Origin of the sequence: Mesorhizobium zhangyense (assembly GCF_011045115.1) — a bacterium.
GTDB classification, from domain to species: Bacteria; Pseudomonadota; Alphaproteobacteria; order Rhizobiales; family Rhizobiaceae; genus Mesorhizobium_M; species Mesorhizobium_M zhangyense.
Genome location: NZ_JAAKZG010000006.1, coordinates 20,872 through 38,071, shown reverse-complemented (window position 1 = coordinate 38,071; position 17,200 = coordinate 20,872). Strand labels below are relative to the sequence as shown.

Annotated in this window: 19 protein-coding genes; 9 read left to right on the top strand and 10 right to left on the bottom strand. The window is 61.2% G+C overall.

Annotated features, from left to right (window positions below; genetic code table 11):
• The first annotated feature begins 1 nt into the window (after window position 1).
• From G6N74_RS15785 to G6N74_RS15760, 6 genes are all read left to right on the top strand, one after another.
• On the top strand, window positions 2-577 hold the full coding sequence (locus tag G6N74_RS15785) for a hypothetical protein (RefSeq protein ID WP_165118912.1): 576 nt from the start codon (window positions 2-4) through the stop codon (window positions 575-577).
• Between the two features lie 82 nt (window positions 578-659).
• Window positions 660-1,064, top strand: a complete 405-nt coding sequence (gene rbfA, locus G6N74_RS15780) for a 30S ribosome-binding factor RbfA (RefSeq protein WP_165118911.1) — start codon at window positions 660-662, stop codon at window positions 1,062-1,064.
• Window positions 1,064-2,011 carry a tRNA pseudouridine(55) synthase TruB gene (gene truB / locus G6N74_RS15775; protein WP_165118910.1) on the top strand — a complete coding sequence of 316 codons (948 nt, stop codon included), beginning with the start codon at window positions 1,064-1,066 and terminating at the stop codon, window positions 2,009-2,011. Before rbfA ends, truB begins: the two co-directional genes overlap by 1 nt.
• 162 nt (window positions 2,012-2,173) lie before the next feature.
• The gene (gene rpsO / locus G6N74_RS15770; RefSeq protein WP_091911211.1) at window positions 2,174-2,443 is read left to right on the top strand and encodes a 30S ribosomal protein S15; all 270 of its coding nucleotides are present in this window, start codon (window positions 2,174-2,176) and stop codon (window positions 2,441-2,443) included.
• A gap of 323 nt (window positions 2,444-2,766) precedes the next feature.
• On the top strand, window positions 2,767-4,914 hold the full coding sequence (pnp, locus tag G6N74_RS15765) for a polyribonucleotide nucleotidyltransferase (protein WP_165118909.1): 2,148 nt from the start codon (window positions 2,767-2,769) through the stop codon (window positions 4,912-4,914).
• A gap of 93 nt (window positions 4,915-5,007) precedes the next feature.
• Entirely contained in the window at window positions 5,008-6,027 is a 1,020-nt protein-coding gene (locus G6N74_RS15760) for a class I SAM-dependent methyltransferase (RefSeq protein ID WP_165118908.1), read from the top strand.
• Window positions 6,028-6,048: 21 nt separating this feature from the next.
• Here the strand turns inward: G6N74_RS15760 and G6N74_RS15755 are convergent, their stop codons facing one another.
• The 4 genes from G6N74_RS15755 to fabA form a co-directional block, all read right to left on the bottom strand.
• Entirely contained in the window at window positions 6,049-7,584 is a 1,536-nt protein-coding gene (locus G6N74_RS15755) for a putative bifunctional diguanylate cyclase/phosphodiesterase (protein WP_165118907.1), read from the bottom strand.
• 90 nt (window positions 7,585-7,674) lie between these two features.
• A complete protein-coding gene (gene fabI / locus G6N74_RS15750; protein ID WP_165118906.1) occupies window positions 7,675-8,484 on the bottom strand; it encodes an enoyl-ACP reductase FabI in 810 nt (269 codons plus the stop codon).
• Between the two features lie 13 nt (window positions 8,485-8,497).
• Window positions 8,498-9,721 carry a beta-ketoacyl-ACP synthase I gene (gene fabB / locus G6N74_RS15745; RefSeq protein ID WP_165118905.1) on the bottom strand — a complete coding sequence of 408 codons (1,224 nt, stop codon included), beginning with the start codon at window positions 9,719-9,721 and terminating at the stop codon, window positions 8,498-8,500.
• Between the two features lie 30 nt (window positions 9,722-9,751).
• Complete coding sequence (gene fabA / locus G6N74_RS15740) at window positions 9,752-10,267, bottom strand: 3-hydroxyacyl-[acyl-carrier-protein] dehydratase FabA (protein WP_091911200.1); 516 nt, start codon at window positions 10,265-10,267, stop codon at window positions 9,752-9,754.
• 239 nt (window positions 10,268-10,506) lie between these two features.
• Here fabA and irrA point away from each other — a divergent pair, with 239 nt between their 5' ends.
• Together irrA and G6N74_RS15730 are read left to right on the top strand one after the other, a co-directional pair.
• The gene (gene irrA / locus G6N74_RS15735) at window positions 10,507-10,935 is read left to right on the top strand and encodes an iron response transcriptional regulator IrrA (protein WP_091911198.1); all 429 of its coding nucleotides are present in this window, start codon (window positions 10,507-10,509) and stop codon (window positions 10,933-10,935) included.
• 16 nt (window positions 10,936-10,951) lie between these two features.
• Complete coding sequence (locus G6N74_RS15730) at window positions 10,952-11,323, top strand: DUF4260 domain-containing protein (protein ID WP_165119211.1); 372 nt, start codon at window positions 10,952-10,954, stop codon at window positions 11,321-11,323.
• Here the strand turns inward: G6N74_RS15730 and G6N74_RS15725 are convergent.
• Window positions 11,320-11,883 carry an SH3 domain-containing protein gene (locus G6N74_RS15725; protein WP_165119210.1) on the bottom strand — a complete coding sequence of 188 codons (564 nt, stop codon included), beginning with the start codon at window positions 11,881-11,883 and terminating at the stop codon, window positions 11,320-11,322. The two genes, G6N74_RS15730 and G6N74_RS15725, sit on opposite strands and share 4 nt — an antisense overlap.
• Before the next feature lie 166 nt (window positions 11,884-12,049).
• Between G6N74_RS15725 and G6N74_RS15720 the strand changes: the two genes are divergently transcribed.
• Window positions 12,050-13,051 carry a 2-hydroxyacid dehydrogenase gene (locus G6N74_RS15720; protein ID WP_165118904.1) on the top strand — a complete coding sequence of 334 codons (1,002 nt, stop codon included), beginning with the start codon at window positions 12,050-12,052 and terminating at the stop codon, window positions 13,049-13,051.
• A 15-nt stretch (window positions 13,052-13,066) separates the two neighbouring features.
• Here G6N74_RS15720 and G6N74_RS15715 read toward each other — a convergent pair whose 3' ends face one another.
• From G6N74_RS15715 to recF, 5 genes are read right to left on the bottom strand one after another with little or no spacing between them, the layout of a single operon-like run.
• Entirely contained in the window at window positions 13,067-13,483 is a 417-nt protein-coding gene (locus G6N74_RS15715) for an aconitase X swivel domain-containing protein (protein WP_165118903.1), read from the bottom strand.
• Complete coding sequence (locus G6N74_RS15710; RefSeq protein WP_165118902.1) at window positions 13,480-14,733, bottom strand: aconitase X; 1,254 nt, start codon at window positions 14,731-14,733, stop codon at window positions 13,480-13,482. Before G6N74_RS15710 ends, G6N74_RS15715 begins: the two co-directional genes overlap by 4 nt.
• On the bottom strand, window positions 14,730-15,221 hold the full coding sequence (locus G6N74_RS15705) for a GNAT family N-acetyltransferase (RefSeq protein WP_165118901.1): 492 nt from the start codon (window positions 15,219-15,221) through the stop codon (window positions 14,730-14,732). Before G6N74_RS15705 ends, G6N74_RS15710 begins: the two co-directional genes overlap by 4 nt.
• Entirely contained in the window at window positions 15,218-15,985 is a 768-nt protein-coding gene (locus G6N74_RS15700; RefSeq protein WP_165118900.1) for a molybdopterin-synthase adenylyltransferase MoeB, read from the bottom strand. The genes G6N74_RS15705 and G6N74_RS15700 overlap by 4 nt, the downstream gene beginning before the upstream one ends.
• A gap of 31 nt (window positions 15,986-16,016) precedes the next feature.
• On the bottom strand, window positions 16,017-17,159 hold the full coding sequence (recF, locus tag G6N74_RS15695) for a DNA replication/repair protein RecF (RefSeq protein WP_165118899.1): 1,143 nt from the start codon (window positions 17,157-17,159) through the stop codon (window positions 16,017-16,019).
• Window positions 17,160-17,200: the final 41 nt, after the last annotated feature.

The window sequence follows — 17,200 nt, the reverse complement described above, 5'->3', positions numbered from 1 at the left end:
CATGCAGTTAGGTTACACGCCTGACTACTCAGAGATGATTACGGCGGGCGGCATTGCGGCTCGCCGTATTCTCAGCCCATGGCAGCGCTATTGGTGCTGGCCATATTACATCCTTCTTGGACTTGTGGCCTATGGACTGGGTGTAACCGCAGGCAATTTCTTTCGGCCCGAAATCGGTACCCACTACGCGAATGTCCTTATGATATGCGTAATGGCAGTAATTTATGTGGCCGGCTCTATCATCGGTGTGCGTCTGGGCCGCAGTCTGACGGCGCGCTGGTTGCGAAAGAACAAGCCTGAACGTCCTGTGCAATTCTCTGTCGAGCCAGACGGCCTTCAATGGCGGCAAAGTGGAACCTATACGCACCTTGGCTTTGCGGATATCGACAGAATGGTGGTGACCGGCGATCTGGTTGGTTTCATTTCGGCTGGGAATATTTGTTATGTGCCTCACCGCGCTTTTGAGAGCGTGGAGCAAACCAAAATGCTGGTGCGAACCACATTTGAGCGGATGACTGAGCAGGCCAGGCAACTTTCGTTGAAAGATGTGGCCCTCAGATCGATGATCGCGGCCTGATCGTCATTATACAGGCTCTTTGATCTTACCCGTTGATTATCTGAGAGAGCCGAGCCGAACTCGTAGCTTTAGAAAGACGTAGATGTCCCAACAAAAAGGCCCCTCCCAGCGCCAGCTTCGCGTCGGCGAACAGGTGCGCCATGCGCTGTCCGAGATGCTGCAGCGTGGCGAGATACTCGACCCCGTCATAGAGACGACGGTGATATCTATCTCCGAAGTGCGCATGTCGCCGGATCTGAAGATCGCGACGGCTTTCGTCTCGCCGCTCGGCGCGCGCGACGACGCGGCGGTGATCGAAACGCTCAACAAGCATGCGCGCTTCATTCGCGGACGCGTTTCGTCGGCGTTGCGGCAGATGAAATATATGCCGGAATTCCGCTTCCGGCTGGACACGAGCTACGACAATTTCGCCAAGATCAATGAACTCCTGAAATCGCCGGTGGTCGTGCGGGATCTGGAAGCCGACGACGACAAGGAGCAGGAATAGTGGGGCGCAGGGGCAAGAAGAAAGGCCGGCCGATTTCCGGCTGGCTGGTGTTCGACAAGCCGATCGGCATGGGCTCGACCGACGCGGTCTCCAAGATCAAGTGGCTGTTCCAGGCCGAAAAAGCCGGCCATGCCGGCACGCTCGACCCGCTCGCTTCCGGCATGCTGCCGATAGCGCTCGGCGAGGCGACCAAGACGGTGCCTTACGTTCAAGACGGTGCCAAGGTCTACCGCTTCACGGTTGCCTGGGGCGAGGAGCGCTCGACCGACGATCTCGAAGGCCCGGTGACGAAGACTTCGGAAAAGCGCCCGTCGGAAGCCGAAATCCTGGCGCTGCTGCCGAAATACACCGGCGTCATCATGCAGATACCGCCGCAATTTTCCGCGATCAAGATCGCCGGCGAGCGCGCTTATGACCTGGCGCGCGAAGGCGAAACGGTCGACATTCCCGCCCGGGAAATCGAAATCGGGCGGCTTGAACTCATCGAAACCACGCCGGAAGGCAATTCGGTTTTCGAGATCGAATGCGGCAAGGGCACTTATGTCCGTTCGCTGGCCCGCGACATGGGCCGCGATCTCGAATGCTTCGGCCACATCTCGACGCTGAGGCGCACCGAGGTCGATCCTTTCACCGCCGAGGATCTTGTCACGCTGGAACAGCTGGAGGCCGCGGTGCCGAAGGCGGAAGAAGGGGAAGAGGTGGTGTTGAGCTACGATGCCATCGACGCCTATATCGTTGATACCGGTGCTGCACTTGAGTGCCTGCCGCAGGTGGCTATCACCGACGATGCGGCAGCCAAGATAAGGCTCGGCAATCCGGTCATTATTCGTGGCCGCGATGCGCCCGTGGAAGCCGAGGAAGCCTGTGCCACCGCGCGTGGAAAGCTGGTGGCGATTGGCGCGATCGAGGCCGGCATGTTCAAGCCGAAGCGGGTCTTTGCGGGTTAAAACGCCGACTTTTTGCCGGTTTTCGATTCGCTATGGCCTTTATCGGCTTTTTGCACTATATGCGCCGCAGCATCGCGCAAGATTGCGCATGTGTACTGGCCCCCGCTGGACGACATCCCGGCCGTGGGCGTCCCGTTTCCTCAAATTGAAAGGAAAAACACGATGTCGATTACTGCTGAACGCAAGACCGAATTGCTTTCCGAATTCGCTACCGCCAAGGGTGACACCGGTTCGCCGGAAGTCCAGGTAGCGATCCTCTCGGAGCGGATCAAGAACCTGACCGAGCACTTCAAGGACCACAAGAAGGATAACCATTCCCGCCGTGGTCTTCTGGCCCTGGTTTCGCAGCGCCGCAGCCTCCTTGATTATCTCAAGGGCAAGGATGAGGCCCGCTACCAGACGCTGATCGAGAAGCTCGGCCTGCGTCGCTAAACTCCTGACCGGCGGATTTTCGTCCTGAAAGTCCGCCGGTCTTCTTATTCGGGCCTGCCCACTGCAGGTCCATGCATCCAGATGCCGAGGGCCTTGCGCCTGTCCGGCAGATCAGATGCCAAAGCAGGGTTTCGGCTGCAGCAGAGGGCAGCGCCGAGACCACCCATGGGACCAGTCATGGGGCAGGATTGCAGGATGCCTGGGGCGTTGTCGAACGCCGTTAATCCAGACCTCCCGTTGTCTTGCCCGTGGCTCGTCTGAAACAAGCCAGGAAACGCTGCGCGCATGCATTGCGCCGCCTTTCCGCATTTGAAGGACAAGACATGTTCAAACAACACCGCGTGGAAATCGAGTGGGCAGGACGCCCGCTCATCCTCGAAACCGGCAAGATCGCCCGTCAAGCTGACGGCGCAGTGCTCGCCACCTACGGCGAGACCATGGTGCTGGCCACCGTCGTCTCCGCGAAAGAGCCGAAGCCGGGCTTCGACTTCTTCCCGCTGACCGTCAACTACCAGGAAAAGACCTATGCCGCCGGCAAGATCCCGGGCGGCTATTTCAAGCGTGAAGGCCGTCCGAGCGAGAAGGAAACGCTGGTTTCCCGCCTCATCGACCGCCCGATCCGTCCGCTCTTTGCTGACGGCTACAAGAACGACACGCAGGTCGTCGTCACCGTCGTCCAGCACGATCTCGAAAACGATCCGGACATCCTGTCGATCGTCGCCACGTCTGCTGCCTTGACGCTCTCGGGCGTGCCCTTCATGGGCCCGATCGGCGGCGCACGCGTCGGCTACATCAACGGCGAATACAAACTCAACCCGCATGTCGACGAGATGCCTGAATCGCTTCTCGACCTCGTCGTTGCCGGCACGGGCGACGCCGTTCTCATGGTCGAGTCCGAAGCCAAGGAACTGCCCGAGGACATCATGCTCGGCGCCGTCATGTTCGGCCACAAGGGCTTCCAGCCGGTCATCGACGCGATCATCAAGCTCGCTGAAGTTGCCGCCAAGGACCCGCGCGATTTCACCTCGCCGAGCTATGCTGATCTCGAAGCCGAAATGCTGAAGATCGTCGAAGGCGAACTGCGCGACGCCTACAAGATCACCGACAAGCAGGCCCGCTATGCCGCTGTCGACGCCGTCAAGGCCAAGGTCAAGGCTGCATTCGCACCGGCCGAGGGCGAGGAAGCGAAGTATTCTTCCGACAAGGTCGCGACCGTGTTCAAGGAACTCCAGGCCAAGATCGTGCGCTGGAACATTCTCGACACCGGTTCGCGCATCGACGGCCGTGATCTCTCGACCGTTCGCCAGATCGTGTCGGAAGTCGGCATCCTGCCGCGCACCCATGGTTCGTCGCTGTTCACCCGCGGCGAGACCCAGGCTATCGTGGTTGCGACGCTCGGCACTGGTGAGGACGAGCAGTATGTCGACTCGCTGACCGGCATGTACAAGGAGAAGTTCCTTCTCCATTACAACTTCCCGCCCTATTCGGTCGGTGAAACCGGCCGCATGGGTTCGCCCGGCCGCCGCGAAATCGGCCATGGCAAGCTCGCCTGGCGCGCCATTCGCCCGATGCTGCCGGCTGCCGAGCAGTTCCCCTACACGCTGCGCGTCGTCTCGGAAATCACCGAGTCCAACGGTTCGTCCTCGATGGCGACCGTCTGCGGCACCTCGCTGGCGCTGATGGATGCCGGCGTTCCGCTGGCCAAGCCGGTTGCCGGCATCGCCATGGGCCTGATCAAGGAAGGCGAGCGTTTCGCCGTTCTCTCCGACATTCTTGGCGATGAGGATCACCTCGGCGACATGGATTTCAAGGTGGCCGGCACGCAGGGCGGCATCACCGCACTGCAGATGGACATCAAGATCGACGGCATCACCGAAGAGATCATGAAGGTCGCTCTCGGCCAGGCCAAGGAAGGCCGCCTGCACATCCTGGGCGAGATGGCCAATGCCATCACCGAGGGCCGTTCGGAGCTCGGCGAGTTCGCGCCGCGCATCGAGGTCATGCACATTCCGACCGACAAGATCCGTGACGTCATCGGCTCGGGCGGCAAGGTCATTCGCGAGATCGTCGAAAAGACCGGCGCCAAGATCAACATCGAAGACGACGGCACGGTCAAGATCGCTTCGTCGAACGCCAAGGAGATCGAGGCGGCCAAGAAGTGGATCCACACCATCGTGGCCGAGCCGGAAGTCGGCGAGATCTACGAAGGCACGGTCGTCAAGACCGCCGATTTCGGCGCCTTCGTGAACTTCTTCGGCCCCAAGGACGGCCTGGTTCACATCTCGCAGCTTGCCAACGACCGCGTCGCCAAGACGTCGGACGTCGTCAAGGAAGGCCAGAAGGTCTACGTCAAGCTCATGGGCTTTGACGAGCGCGGCAAGGTCCGCCTGTCGATGAAGGTCGTCGACCAGGAGACCGGCAAGGAAATCGCGCGTGACAAGAAGGCTGACGGCGAAGAAAACGCCGCCTGATCGACGCGAATAATTAAATGAAACGGGCGCGCCGCAAGGTTGCGCCCGTTTTCTTTTGCCTCTGACGCCCAGCTCACGATATCAAGGCAGGCCATGTCCCGAGACGCACTGAAGACCCTTTTTCATCCCTTCGAAGCGGAACTGCTTGCAGCGCCGGGCAAGGGCGAAAAGGTGTTGTTTCTCGGGGCCGAGCCGGGATTTCAACGGCCCGAAGACTTTGATGCCGATCTATCGATGGTGCAGGGATTTCGCCCCTATGTCCGGGGTCTGGAGGCGGGTGGCTATGCCGTTTCGCCGCGTGCCGAGGGCGAAAACTTCGATGCTGCGCTGGTGCTGTGCGGCCGTCATCGCGGTGCCAATGAATTGCTGATTGCCGATGCGCTTCAACGGGTTCGTACAGACGGGCTGATCGTGGTCGCCGGCAGCAAGGACGATGGCATCGCCAGCCTGCGCAAGCGGCTGGACGAAATGGTTGCGATTGACGGACATGCCCCGAAGCACCATGGCGTGGCGTTCTGGTTCCGCCGACCGTCGAATGTGGCGCAGGCAATCGAATTGCTGCGCGCGGGCAATGGCGAAACGATCGTGGACGGACGCTTCCATACCGCGCCCGGCATGTTTTCGGCAGGCGAGATCGATGCGGGATCGAGGCTGCTGGTCGAGAATCTGCCCAAAAAGATCACAGGCGCCGTTGCCGATTTCTGCGCCGGTTGGGGTTACATCGCGGCCGAGCTTGCAGCCCACTATGCCAAGATATCGACGCTTGACCTTTATGAGGCGGATTTTGCCTCGCTCGAAGCCGCCAGGCGCAATGTGGTGGCCACCGCCTCCCTCGTGCCGCGTTTCTTCTGGCACGACCTCTCTGCTGAGCAGGTGGCCCATCGCTACGACCTGATCGTCATGAACCCGCCTTTTCATCAACGGCGGACGGCTGAACCGGATATCGGACAGGGCATGATCCGCGCTGCCGCTGCCGCGCTGAAGCCGGGCGGACGGCTGGTGATGGTCGCCAACCGGCAGCTTCCCTATGAAAAGACGCTGTCGGAAGCTTTCTCGGCGCAGGAAGAAATCTGCCGTACCGGGATGTTCAAGGTGCTTGGCGCGCGACGTTGAAGGCGATGAGACCGTACCGCTTTATGCGACGTGCCGCTCGCTGACGACACCGAGCTTGCCACCGCCGACGATCCTTAGGGGTGCCGGGCGTCCGAACAGATATCCCTGAACGACCTCGCAACCGGCGGCACGCAGAAGCGTTGCCTGGCTCTCGGTTTCCACGCCTTCGGCGATGGTGCGCACGCCGAGCGCGCGGGATAGTCCCACGATCGTCGAAACGACCGCGCCCGAGCTGTTTTCCGTATCGATGCGGCTGACGAAGGAACGATCGATCTTCAGCTTGTCGAAGGGGAAGTCCATGAGGTAGCTGAGATTGGAATAGCCGGTGCCGAAATCATCGACGGCAACGGAAATGCCCATCTCGGAAAGCTGCTTGAGGATGACGCCGGCGCGGTCGCGGTCCTGCATCATCGCCGTTTCGGTGACTTCAAGTTCAAGCCGCTTCGGCCTGATCCCGGTGCTGTCCATCGCGGCCTGGACGGTGCCGACGAAATCCTTGGTCATGAACTGGACCGGCGAGATGTTTACCGCAACGAAGCAGTCGTCTGGGAGATGCCTTGCGTCGCTGCAGGCTCTGCGCAGAACCCATTCGCCGATCGGGACGATCATGCCCGTCTCTTCGGCGATGGGGATGAATTCCATCGGCGGGATCATCCCACGCTCGGGATGTTTCCAGCGGATAAGCGCTTCGTAGCCGACGATGCGCCCGGTCGGAAGGTCGAGTTGCGGTTGGTAGTGGAGATCGAAGTCGCCGCGGTCGAACGCGATCTGAAGTTCGGCCTCTACCCATTGGCGATGGTCTGCCACGAGGCCCATATCCGGGTGGAACACCGACCAGCTGCCGATGCCGCTGGCGCGAGAATGCTGGAGGGCAAGGTTTGACCGGCGCAGGATGACAGCCGGGTCCAGGCCGTCCTTCGGCATGGCAACGATGCCGACCGACAGATTGATCGACTGGAGATGCGTCTTCAGGTGATACGGCTCCATCAGCCGGTCGATCAGCATCTCGACCAGCTTTTCCACCGACATCACGTCGGGGCGGTCCGGATAGAGGATCGCGAATTCGCCGGCACCGATCCTGCCGATCACCACGCCGCGCGGAAGATTGGTCTTCAATCGCTCGGTGAAGCGCTTGATAAGCTCGTCACCCTGGCTGTAGCCGATCGAATCGTTGATCTGCTTGAAGCGATCGATGTCGATATCGATAAGGAAGACCGGCTTTCCGCTCTTCACCGTGGAGGACGCTGCTTCGCCGATCCTGCTCATCATGGCGGTGCGGGCGTGCAGGCCGGTCAGCTTGTCGAATTGCGTTTCATTGTAGACATAGCTGGCCGATTCATCGACGCCGGCATAGAAGGACATCGCCGACCCGGCGGCAGCCAGTGCGCAGAGTGCTGCGATGATAGCCATGACCATTTCGGCATTCATGCCGGCGAGGCCGTCGCCGAACCCGAATTTCAGGCCCCATATGCCCAGCATGAAACTGCCCATGCCGGAAGCGGCAATGGTAATCAACCGGAAAACCGGGCTGCGGTTTGGATCTGTGGCCGCTGGCATGCACTAAGTCCCTAACTTACAGGGTCTTTTCGCACACATCCCCTTAAAATCGGTTTCGCTTAAACTGTTTAATTTTACAGGAAAGCGGAATTATTCGCTGCCATCCGACTGCTTCAATTCCTCGAGCGTCGGCATCGAGACGATGTGGTAGCCGGAATCGACATAGTGGATTTCGCCCGTGACGCCCGATGACAGGTCCGACAGGAGATACAGAGCCGACCCGCCGACCTCGTCGATGGTAACGGTGCGGCGCAGCGGTGAATTGCGCTGCTGGTAAGAAAACATGTGGCGCGCATCGGCAATGCCGGCGCCGGCGAGCGTGCGGACGGGGCCGGCTGAAATCGCATTCACGCGGATGCCGCGCGGCCCGTAATCGTCGGCCAGATAACGCACGCTGGCCTCCAAACCGGCCTTGGCGACGCCCATGACGTTGTAGTTGGGCATGACGCGGGTCGAGCCGGCATAGGTCAGCGTGATCATCGAGCCGCCTTCCTTCATCAGGCCAGCGGCATGGCGCGCCACTTCCGTAAAGGAATAGCACGAGATCACCATGGTCCGGACGAAGTTCTCGCGCGTCGTGTTGGCGTAGAGGCCTTTCAGCTCGTTCTTGTCGGAAAAGCCGATGGCGTGGACGATGAAATCGATGCCGCCCCATTCGCTACCGAGTGTTTCGAAAACCGACGCGATGGATGCGCTGTCCTCAACATCGCAGGGCAGCACCAACGAAGCATTGACCTTTTCGGCCAGCGGCTTCACGCGGCGGCCAAAAGCCTCGCCCTGATAGGTGAAAGCCATCTCCGCGCCATGCGCGGAAAGCTGCTTGGCTATGCCCCAGGCAATAGAGTGATCGTTGGCGACGCCCATGACGAGGCCGCGCTTGCCCTTCATCAAACCTTCCATCGGAAGAATATCCTTAGCCGTTGTGACGCTGGAAAACGAGCGTGGCGTTCGTGCCGCCGAAGCCGAACGAATTCGACAGAACCGTGTCGATTTTCGCGTTGTCGATGCGCTTGCGCACGATCGGCATGCCTTCGAATTCCGGGTCGAGTTCTTCGATATGAGCGCTCTCGCCAATGAAACCGCCCTGCATCATCAGGATCGAATAGATCGATTCCTGCACGCCCGCAGCCCCCAGCGAGTGGCCGGTGAGCGACTTGGTCGAGGTGATGTTCGGTATATTGTCGCCGAACGCCTCGCGGATGGCGCCCATCTCCTTGGAATCGCCGACCGGCGTCGAGGTGCCATGCGTGTTGATGTAGTCAACCGGAGCAGAAACGGTCGCCAGCGCCTGCTTCATGCAGCGCATAGCGCCTTCGCCGGAAGGGGCGACCATGTCGTAGCCGTCGGAAGTGGCGCCGTAGCCGACCAGTTCGCAGTAGATCTTGGCGCCGCGCGCCTTTGCGTGTTCCAGTTCTTCCAGAACCAGCACACCGGCGCCGCCGGCAATGACGAAGCCGTCGCGGTTGACGTCATAGGCGCGCGAGGCGACGGACGCGCGGTCGTTGAACTTGGAGGACATCGCGCCCATGGCGTCGAACAGGTTCGACATGGTCCAGTCGAGGTCTTCGTGGCCGCCGGCGAACATGATGTCCTGCTTACCCCATTGGATCATCTCTGCGGCGTTGCCGATGCAATGCGCCGAGGTCGAGCAGGCCGACGAGATCGAATAATTGACGCCGTGGATCTTGAACCAGGTCGCGAGTGTCGCCGAAGCGGTCGAGGACATCGCCTTTGGCACCGCGAACGGTCCAATGCGCTTCGGACTGTTGTTCTTCAGCGTGATTTCCGACGCTTCCACGATGGTTTTCGTCGAAGGTCCGCCGGAACCCATGATGATGCCGGTGCGCGGGTTGCCGGATATGTCGGCCTCTTCAAGGCCGCTATCGGCGATCGCCTGCTTCATGGCGACGTGATTCCACATGCCGCCCTGCGACAGGAAGCGCGCAGCACGGCGGTCGACGAGCTCAGTGGTGTCGAGCGTCGGCGCGCCCCAGACCTGGCAGCGGAAACCGTGTTCGGCGAAAGAATCGGAGAAACTGATGCCCGATTTGGCATCATGCAGCGAGGCCTGGACCTCCTGCGCATTGTTTCCGATGGACGATACGATTCCAAGGCCCGTGACAACGACGCGTCTCATAATTACTCCTTCGTGACTGCGTGCCCGCGGTCAGGCTGCTTCCTGCTTGGCGAGACCGACCCGCAGGTCCGTTGCCCTGTAGATAGTCTCGCCGTCGGCCTTTAGCCAGCCATCGGCCGTGCCGAGCACCAGCCGGCCGCGCATGACACGCTTGAAATCGATGCCGTATTCGACCTTTTTGACCTTCGGCGTCACCATGCCCTTGAACTTGACCTCGCCGGTGGACAGCGCCATGCCCTTGCCGGGTTCGCCGAGCCAGCCGAGGAAGAACCCGGTCAACTGCCACATGGCATCAAGACCGAGGCAACCGGGCATGACGGGATTGCCGATGAAGTGGCAGGGGAAGAACCAGAGGTCCGGCTTGATATCGAGCTCGGCGCGCACAAAGCCCTTGTCGAACTCGCCGCCGGTCTCGGAAATTTCGGTGATCCGGTCGAACATCAGCATCGGCGGCGCCGGCAGCTGCGCGTTTCCTGGCCCGAACAGTTCACCGCGAGCGCAGGCGAGCAGTTCCTCATATTCGTAGCTGGATTTTGCAACCGCCATGAAATCTCGTCCCTGTATGACTTCCGGGAGCTTCCGCTCCGCTTTGTCCTAGTTCACTAACACAGTCTGTTTCCGCTCGGAAACCGCCGTTTGCGATTAGCCTGCCGGTCTCCCTGGGTCAATGTGCGCCTATTGATCGGTTTGCCCCGACAGAATATATGTCAAGGAACGTATGGCTTTTATCACGCGAAAATCGTGTGGTGAATTTCATGATGAGATGAATTGGATTTGGCGGATTGATGGATTTGACCGTCCCGAACAAGATTGCAGTCGATGAACGTGTGCGCGAAGCGGGCCTGCGCCCGACGCGGCAGCGTGTCGCGCTCGCCAATCTGCTTTTCGCCAAGGGCGACCGCCATCTCTCGGCCGAGGAACTTCACGAAGAAGCTGTGGCGGCCGGCGTGCCGGTGTCGCTGGCAACCGTCTACAATGCTCTTCATCAGTTCACCGAGGCCGGCCTGCTCCGCATTCTGGCTGTCGAAGGTGCAAAGACCTATTTTGACACCAATACCTCCGACCATCATCACTTCTTCATCGAAGGTGAGAACAAGGTCTTCGACATCGCATCCGGTCCGGTGAAGGTGCTCAACCTGCCCGAACCGCCCGAAGGCATGGAAATCGCCAACGTCGACATCGTCGTTCGCCTTCGTCCGAAGCGGGGCGGCTGAGCCGCACATGGGCTCGTTGCGGCCCGTTGACCTCATTGTCAGGCTTGAATGGATTGTCGTCGCTGTTGGAGCGATAGCGGCCTATGCATTTGCCGGCGGCTCGTGGCCGCTCTTTGTGCTGCTGATTCTGGCGCCTGATCTTGCGATGCTGGGCTATCTGGCCGGGCCGCGCGTCGGCGCCTTCGCCTACAACATGCTGCATGTCCTGATCTGGCCCTTGGTGATGCTGGCGGTCGGCCTCTACATAATCGGTGACGCCTTGGTGGTGCAGATCGCATTCATCTGGATTGCCCATATCGCCATAGATCGGGCGCTCGGTTATGGGCTGAAGCTCGCAACGGGATTCCAGGACACGCATCTCGGCCGTATCGGCCGAGACAAAACCTAATCCTTGACCTGCTCGCCGGGATAGGCGCCCCAGACCTGCGTCTGGTTGATCCAGCCGGTGTGACCGTCGAAGGTCATTTCGCACCAGTCGCCATTGCACGACTTGATCGTTCCGACCACGCCCGGCTCGATGATGGCGACCGCTCGCGCCTCGTTGTCCGGCTTGGCCATCAGTGAGATCTTGGCATCCTTGCCGCGCTGCCATGGTGCGGCAATCGCCGTGCGCCGGCCGGACAGCAGCGACTGGTTGATCCAGCCTTCCGAGCCCTCGGCATCGCGCACCCGGCGCCATGTGTCGTATTCCTGGATGATCTCCATCGGCAGGCCCGGCTTCATATAGAGCCAGTCCACGCCATAATTCAGGCCTGGTCCGATGCGCGAATTGACCTTGCCCGACTTGAGGCTGACGAATCGCGGCAAAGGCAAGCCGCTCGGCCCCCTGGTGGTCTCCTGGCCGGGTGCGGCTGCCTGGCCAGCCGTTATCAAGGCCCCCGTCGAGACGAGGGCGAGGCCGAGCACGGCTGCACCAAACGACATACGAAGCGACACGAACCCAAACACTGCCATTCCTTTGCAAGCTCTGCGGCGCCTTACTCATGGCGGCCGCGCCCTTTTTCTTTGTCTTCGACGAGACTGCTTGATACACAGTCAGTCTCGCCAAGACTGGTTTTCAGTTTCGCTCGTCTTGGTTAAAGAGGTCTCAACAGGATCCGGATTCGAGGAAACAATGGCCGCTAAAAAGAAGCCCCTCGTGGTGATCACGCGCAAGCTTCCGGATCAGGTGGAAACCCGCATGCGCGAGCTTTTCGACGCGCGGCTGAACCTCGAAGACCGCCCGATGAGCCAGCCGGAGCTGGTCGCGGCGGTGAAAGAGGCGGATGTGCTGGTGCCGACCGTGACCGATCGCATCGATGCCGCGCTTATCGAGCAGGCCGGTGAAAAGCTCAAGCTCATCGCCAATTTCGGCAACGGCGTCGACAAGATCGACGTGGCTGCGGCCAGCCGGAAGGGAATCACCGTCACCAACACGCCCAACGTTTTGACCGAAGACACCGCCGACATGACGATGGCGCTGATGCTGGCTGTGCCGCGGCGTCTGGCAGAAGGCGCCAATGTGCTTGAAAACGGGACAAAATGGGCCGGCTGGTCGCCGACCTGGATGCTCGGCCGCCGCATCTGGGGCAAGCGCCTCGGCATCGTCGGCATGGGCCGAATCGGCACTGCCGTGGCGCGCCGCGCCAAGGCTTTCGGCTTGGCGATCCACTATCACAACCGCAATCGTGTGCTGAAAAGCGTCGAGGACGAGCTGGAGGCGACCTATTGGGAAAGCCTCGACCAGATGCTCGCCCGCATGGACATCATCTCGGTCAACTGCCCGTCGACGCCGGCGACCTTCCATCTTCTTTCGGCGCGCCGCCTCGCTTTGCTGCAGCCCACGGCCTACCTCGTCAACACGGCGCGCGGCGACCTGATCGACGAGGACGCATTGGTCAAGTTGCTGCAGGACGGCAAGCTGGCGGGCGCTGGCCTCGACGTCTTCGAGCATGAGCCGGCGGTCAATCCCAAGCTGGTCAAGCTCGCCGCCAAGGGCAAGGTCGTCATCCTGCCCCATATGGGTTCCGCGACGATAGAAGGCCGCATCGACATGGGCGAGAAGGTCATCATCAATATAAGAACCTTCATCGACGGCCATCGCCCGCCGGATCGCGTGCTACCGAACCGGATTTGAACGGCCCCTTGCAGATCAGGCTATCGTTGAAACAACGCCGTTCCCGGACACTTCGATACGGCGGTTTCTGAACGCATCGAAACACTGTCGGTCGAGCTTCACCGCAATCGGCGTCTGCCAGCCCATTTCGTGGGCAACGATCAGTCCGAGAAGCAGGATCGCATCAGGCTCATGCAGGATCAGCGCGGCAGGCGCGTGTCCATTATGAACCAGTTCCATCAACACCGCTGACGCCGATGACGAGCCGATCGTTCCGGGCAGGCAAAGCACCTTGCCGGAAATCGTCAGGCCATGCTGCGGATGACGGACATCCGCAATCTTCCCCGTTTTCGGGTCGACGCCGCCCCAGAATGAGATCGGCGCGGTCAAAACCAGCGCCTCGCCTTTGCTGGCACTGCCCGCAACGAGAATTTCGCATTGCAGCGCACTCACGATGCGATTTCCGTAAGTCTTGGCTTACCTAAAATGGCGCTTTCGACGCAGTCTGCGAGAGAGCCGTAAAGCACGGCATAGCCGGTATTGCCCGGCGCATACTGGGCGAATTTTCCCGAATTGGTCATCAGGATGCCATCCCGCAATTCCGGCAGGATCGGCGTGACGACCACGCAGGTATCGGCAACGATGACCACGCCGCACGCTTCCAGTGCCTTGCGTTGCCCGGTCTTTTCCAGTTCGGAAAGAACATGCCGTCCTGTGCAGGCGTAGACCGGAACTTTCAGGCGGCGCCCGGCAATCAGCCTTTCCAATGCTTCGAACTCGGAAAGGGACAGATGAGGGCTGCCGATGGCGACGGCGTCGATCGAGCTTGCTGCAACCGCGGTCGATAGCCGCCGCTGGGTATCGAAGGCCATCTGCGGCGTTACATTGATCGTCGTTTCCGGCACCTCGCCGCCGAGGACTGCCGCCAGATCTGGCGCTTCCGGCGTCACACCGGCGATGTGAAACAACCCGACCGCGCCAGACGATGCAGCTGCGGCACCAAAGGCCTTCAGCGCATCCTCGCCGGGATGCTTCGATATACCCGTCACGACCCCGACGGCGTTTCCCACTTCGCGTCCGTAAAGGCTGCCGAGAACCGGCCAGGCGATTTCGGAGGTGAGGAAGGCGGCGGGCAGGGCGGACACGTCGAACACGAGCGTCGCTCGCCGGTTTTCCGGCCGGTGCAGGCCGTAATCCGCCGCTCGTCCGGTGATGGCGCAGGCGATGTCGAGGAAATCGCCATAGCGGTTCGTGCGCGCACCCAGCACGGAATTGCAGAACACGACTGCGTTGGACTCGCCCCAGGCGACGTCGGAGCCGAGAGCCGGCCGGTGGCCGGCCTGATAGGGTGCGCAGGTCCAGCTCTGCTCGCAGCCGAGCTTGCGATAGGCGTCCATCATGCGCCGCGCCATGCCACGCGCGGGCTCCTCCAGCCGCACCCGTGAACAGCCCATCAGGTCGAGCGCGCCGACATTCAGAGTCGAGCGAACGGCCACTTTTGCACCACCTTCGACGAGCTTTTCCGCGAAAAGCGTGCCGGAATCGCCATGATAGAGCGCGCCGTCGATGTGGGCCGAGGCTACGGGGATAAGGCGCGGGGCGCCGAGCAAACGGGCGCTGTCGATGACGATGCGCATCGCCATGGCCTGGCCGTCGCTGCCGGCGGCAATTTTTCGCTCCGCGTCAGAGAGTTGGAGGCTCAAGCCAGTGCCTTCCGCATAGTCAGGGAAGTTGGCCGATTGTAACCGGGATGGGCCGAGCGTTCGGTTTCCTGAAAACCCAGTTGCTGAAAGGCTTTGTGGTTGCCGGTCAGCTCTATGCGCGTCTGCAACTCAATCGCGGGCTTGCCGTGCTTCCGGGCGTGCTGCTCGGCAGCGCCGAGCAATCGCCTGCCGATGCCCCTTCCCTGCGCTGCCGGATCGACCGCGAGCTTGCCGACATAAAAGTGATCCGCCTTCTCCGCCACGAAGATGCAGCCTAGCAACCGCTCACCATCGGTGGCGAGAAAGACCGTTTCCTGCGCCGCCTTCGCGCGCAGGCTTTCCGGCGTCAGCGCCAAGGCGGAAGAGGGCGGGTCGATGACGCCGTTCATATAGGCGAAGGCGTTCAGGATAAGCGCCAGAAGGCCGTCCCAGTCCTGAAAATCCTCTTGGATCAGCTCGATGGTCAACTCATTCGCAAACCCGCTCATGCAGGCCTCTTGTAGCGCATCGTGTCGAAGCGCGCGGCCAATGCGTCGTAAAGCAACAGCCGTCCAACAAGCGGCTCGCCTATCCCGGTGATGAGCTTGATCACCTCCATCGCCTGCAGCGTGCCGATCACGCCTGTCAGCGCGCCGACGATGCCGGCTTCAGCGCAGGATGGCACCAGTCCCGCCGGCGGTGCCTCGGGAAACAGGTCGCGGTAGCTCGGGTTTTGCACGCCCTTTGCGTTGGTCTCGAAGGGTTTCAACACGGTGATAGAGCCGTCGAACCGCCCGACTGCGGCATGCACCAGCGGCCGGCCTGTCGCAGCGCAGGCGTCGGCGACGGCATAGCGCGTCTCGAAATTGTCGGACCCGTCCGCGACCATATCGTAGCTGGCAATAAGATCCGGCGCGTTTCCTTCGCTCAAGCGAAGATTCTGTAATTCCACACTAACGTTCGGATTGATGCGATGGAGTGACGCCTTCGCACTTTCCAGCTTCGACATGCCGATCGCGCCGGTATCATGGATCACCTGACGCTGGAGGTTGGAGAGCGATACCGTGTCGTCATCGACAATGCCGAGCGTGCCGACGCCGGCAGCCGCCAGGTATTGCAGCACGGGTGCGCCGAGCCCGCCGGCACCGATGACCAGCACACGCGCGCGCTTCAGCTTTTGCTGCCCCGCGCCACCGATCTCGGGCAGCACGATATGGCGCGCGTAGCGTTCGAGTTCTTCGTCGTTGAGTGGAGGCGGGCTGGAAACGTTCATGGGGCGATCATATCGACCGGCAATCTGCTTGTCAGGCATCTTCCGTCGGGTGCACCGAGCCATGGTCGACGGTCAGGAATTGCGCTTTGCCGCGCAGGCTTGAAAACAGCGCGGCCTCCGTGCCGGTCATGAAGGCCTGGCAGTCCAGTTCCTCAAGGATCGCAAACAGTGCTGCCCGCCGCCCGGCGTCCAGATGCGCGGCGATCTCGTCCAGCAGCAGGATCGGCACCGTGCCAGACATCTCTCCGCAAAGCCTTGCATGCGAAATAATGATGCCGACCAGAAGCGCCTTCTGCTCGCCGGTCGAGCAGAGTTCCGCCGGCATCGCTTTTGGCCGGTGGCTGACGATCAGGTCGCTGCGATGCGGCCCTTCCAGGGTGCGGCCGGCGGCACGATCACGCTCGCGGCCCTCGGCCAGCATGCGGCGAAAATTTTCCTCGATCTCAACGGCAGGCTGCAGGCCGATCTGATTTTCCAGCGTGCCGGCAAGGCTGATGTCGGCCTGCGGAAAAGGCCCGGTCGCTGGCAGCTTCTCGATCATCGCGGCCAGCAGGCGCACCATCTCGGCACGCGCGGCGGCAATCGCCACGCCGGTTTCGGCCATCTGCGTCTCGATTGCCTCGAACCAGCCGCGGTCGCGCGATTCTTCGGCCAGAAGCCGGTTGCGGCCGCGCATCGCCTTTTCGTAGTCCAGCGCACGCTGGCCATGGCTGGCATCGATTGCCAGCACGAGACGGTCAAGAAAGCGGCGACGGTCTCCGGCGGGACCGGTGAACAGCGCGTCCATGGCCGGTGTCAGCCAGATCACGCGCAGCCATTCGAGCATGTCCTCGGCTGATTTGGCATTGGCGCCATTGATGCGCACGCGCCGGCCTGCTTCTCCTGGTGCATCGCTTCCCGTCGTTCCGGTGCCGATTTCCGCGTCGCCGTTTTCGCCCTCGACATGGGCATGGACCGTGAAGCCGCCATCGCTGCCTTCGCGGGCAACGTCGCCATAGGGTGCGCGCCGCAGGCCGCGCCCAGGGGTCAGGAAGGAGATTGCTTCCAGCAGGTTGGTCTTGCCGGCGCCGTTGTCGCCGGTAAAAACAACCGCGCCCGGCTGCAAGTCGAGCGAAAGCGCGGTGTAATTGCGGAAGTTCGTAAGCGTTAGCTTACTTATGTGGGTCGACGCCAAATCCGTCTACCTGCCTGTCGACGCAGTTCCAGCCGTCGCGC

Bases quoted from the DNA above. Each gene is read 5' to 3' on its own strand.
- fabA (WP_091911200.1), bottom strand. From the start codon at position 10,267: ATGGCGGTTGCAAAATCCAGCTACGAATATGAGGAACTGCTCGCCTGC.
- G6N74_RS15760 (WP_165118908.1), top strand. From the start codon at position 5,008: ATGTCCCGAGACGCACTGAAGACCCTTTTTCATCCCTTCGAAGCGGAA.
- fabI (WP_165118906.1), bottom strand. From the start codon at position 8,484: ATGGAAGGTTTGATGAAGGGCAAGCGCGGCCTCGTCATGGGCGTCGCC.
- rpsO (WP_091911211.1), top strand. From the start codon at position 2,174: ATGTCGATTACTGCTGAACGCAAGACCGAATTGCTTTCCGAATTCGCT.
- rbfA (WP_165118911.1), top strand. From the start codon at position 660: ATGTCCCAACAAAAAGGCCCCTCCCAGCGCCAGCTTCGCGTCGGCGAA.
- pnp (WP_165118909.1), top strand. From the start codon at position 2,767: ATGTTCAAACAACACCGCGTGGAAATCGAGTGGGCAGGACGCCCGCTC.
- G6N74_RS15720 (WP_165118904.1), top strand. From the start codon at position 12,050: ATGGCCGCTAAAAAGAAGCCCCTCGTGGTGATCACGCGCAAGCTTCCG.
- G6N74_RS15755 (WP_165118907.1), bottom strand. From the start codon at position 7,584: ATGCCAGCGGCCACAGATCCAAACCGCAGCCCGGTTTTCCGGTTGATT.
- irrA (WP_091911198.1), top strand. From the start codon at position 10,507: ATGGATTTGACCGTCCCGAACAAGATTGCAGTCGATGAACGTGTGCGC.
- G6N74_RS15705 (WP_165118901.1), bottom strand. From the start codon at position 15,221: ATGAGCGGGTTTGCGAATGAGTTGACCATCGAGCTGATCCAAGAGGAT.
- G6N74_RS15785 (WP_165118912.1), top strand. From the start codon at position 2: ATGCAGTTAGGTTACACGCCTGACTACTCAGAGATGATTACGGCGGGC.
- fabB (WP_165118905.1), bottom strand. From the start codon at position 9,721: ATGAGACGCGTCGTTGTCACGGGCCTTGGAATCGTATCGTCCATCGGA.
- G6N74_RS15700 (WP_165118900.1), bottom strand. From the start codon at position 15,985: ATGAACGTTTCCAGCCCGCCTCCACTCAACGACGAAGAACTCGAACGC.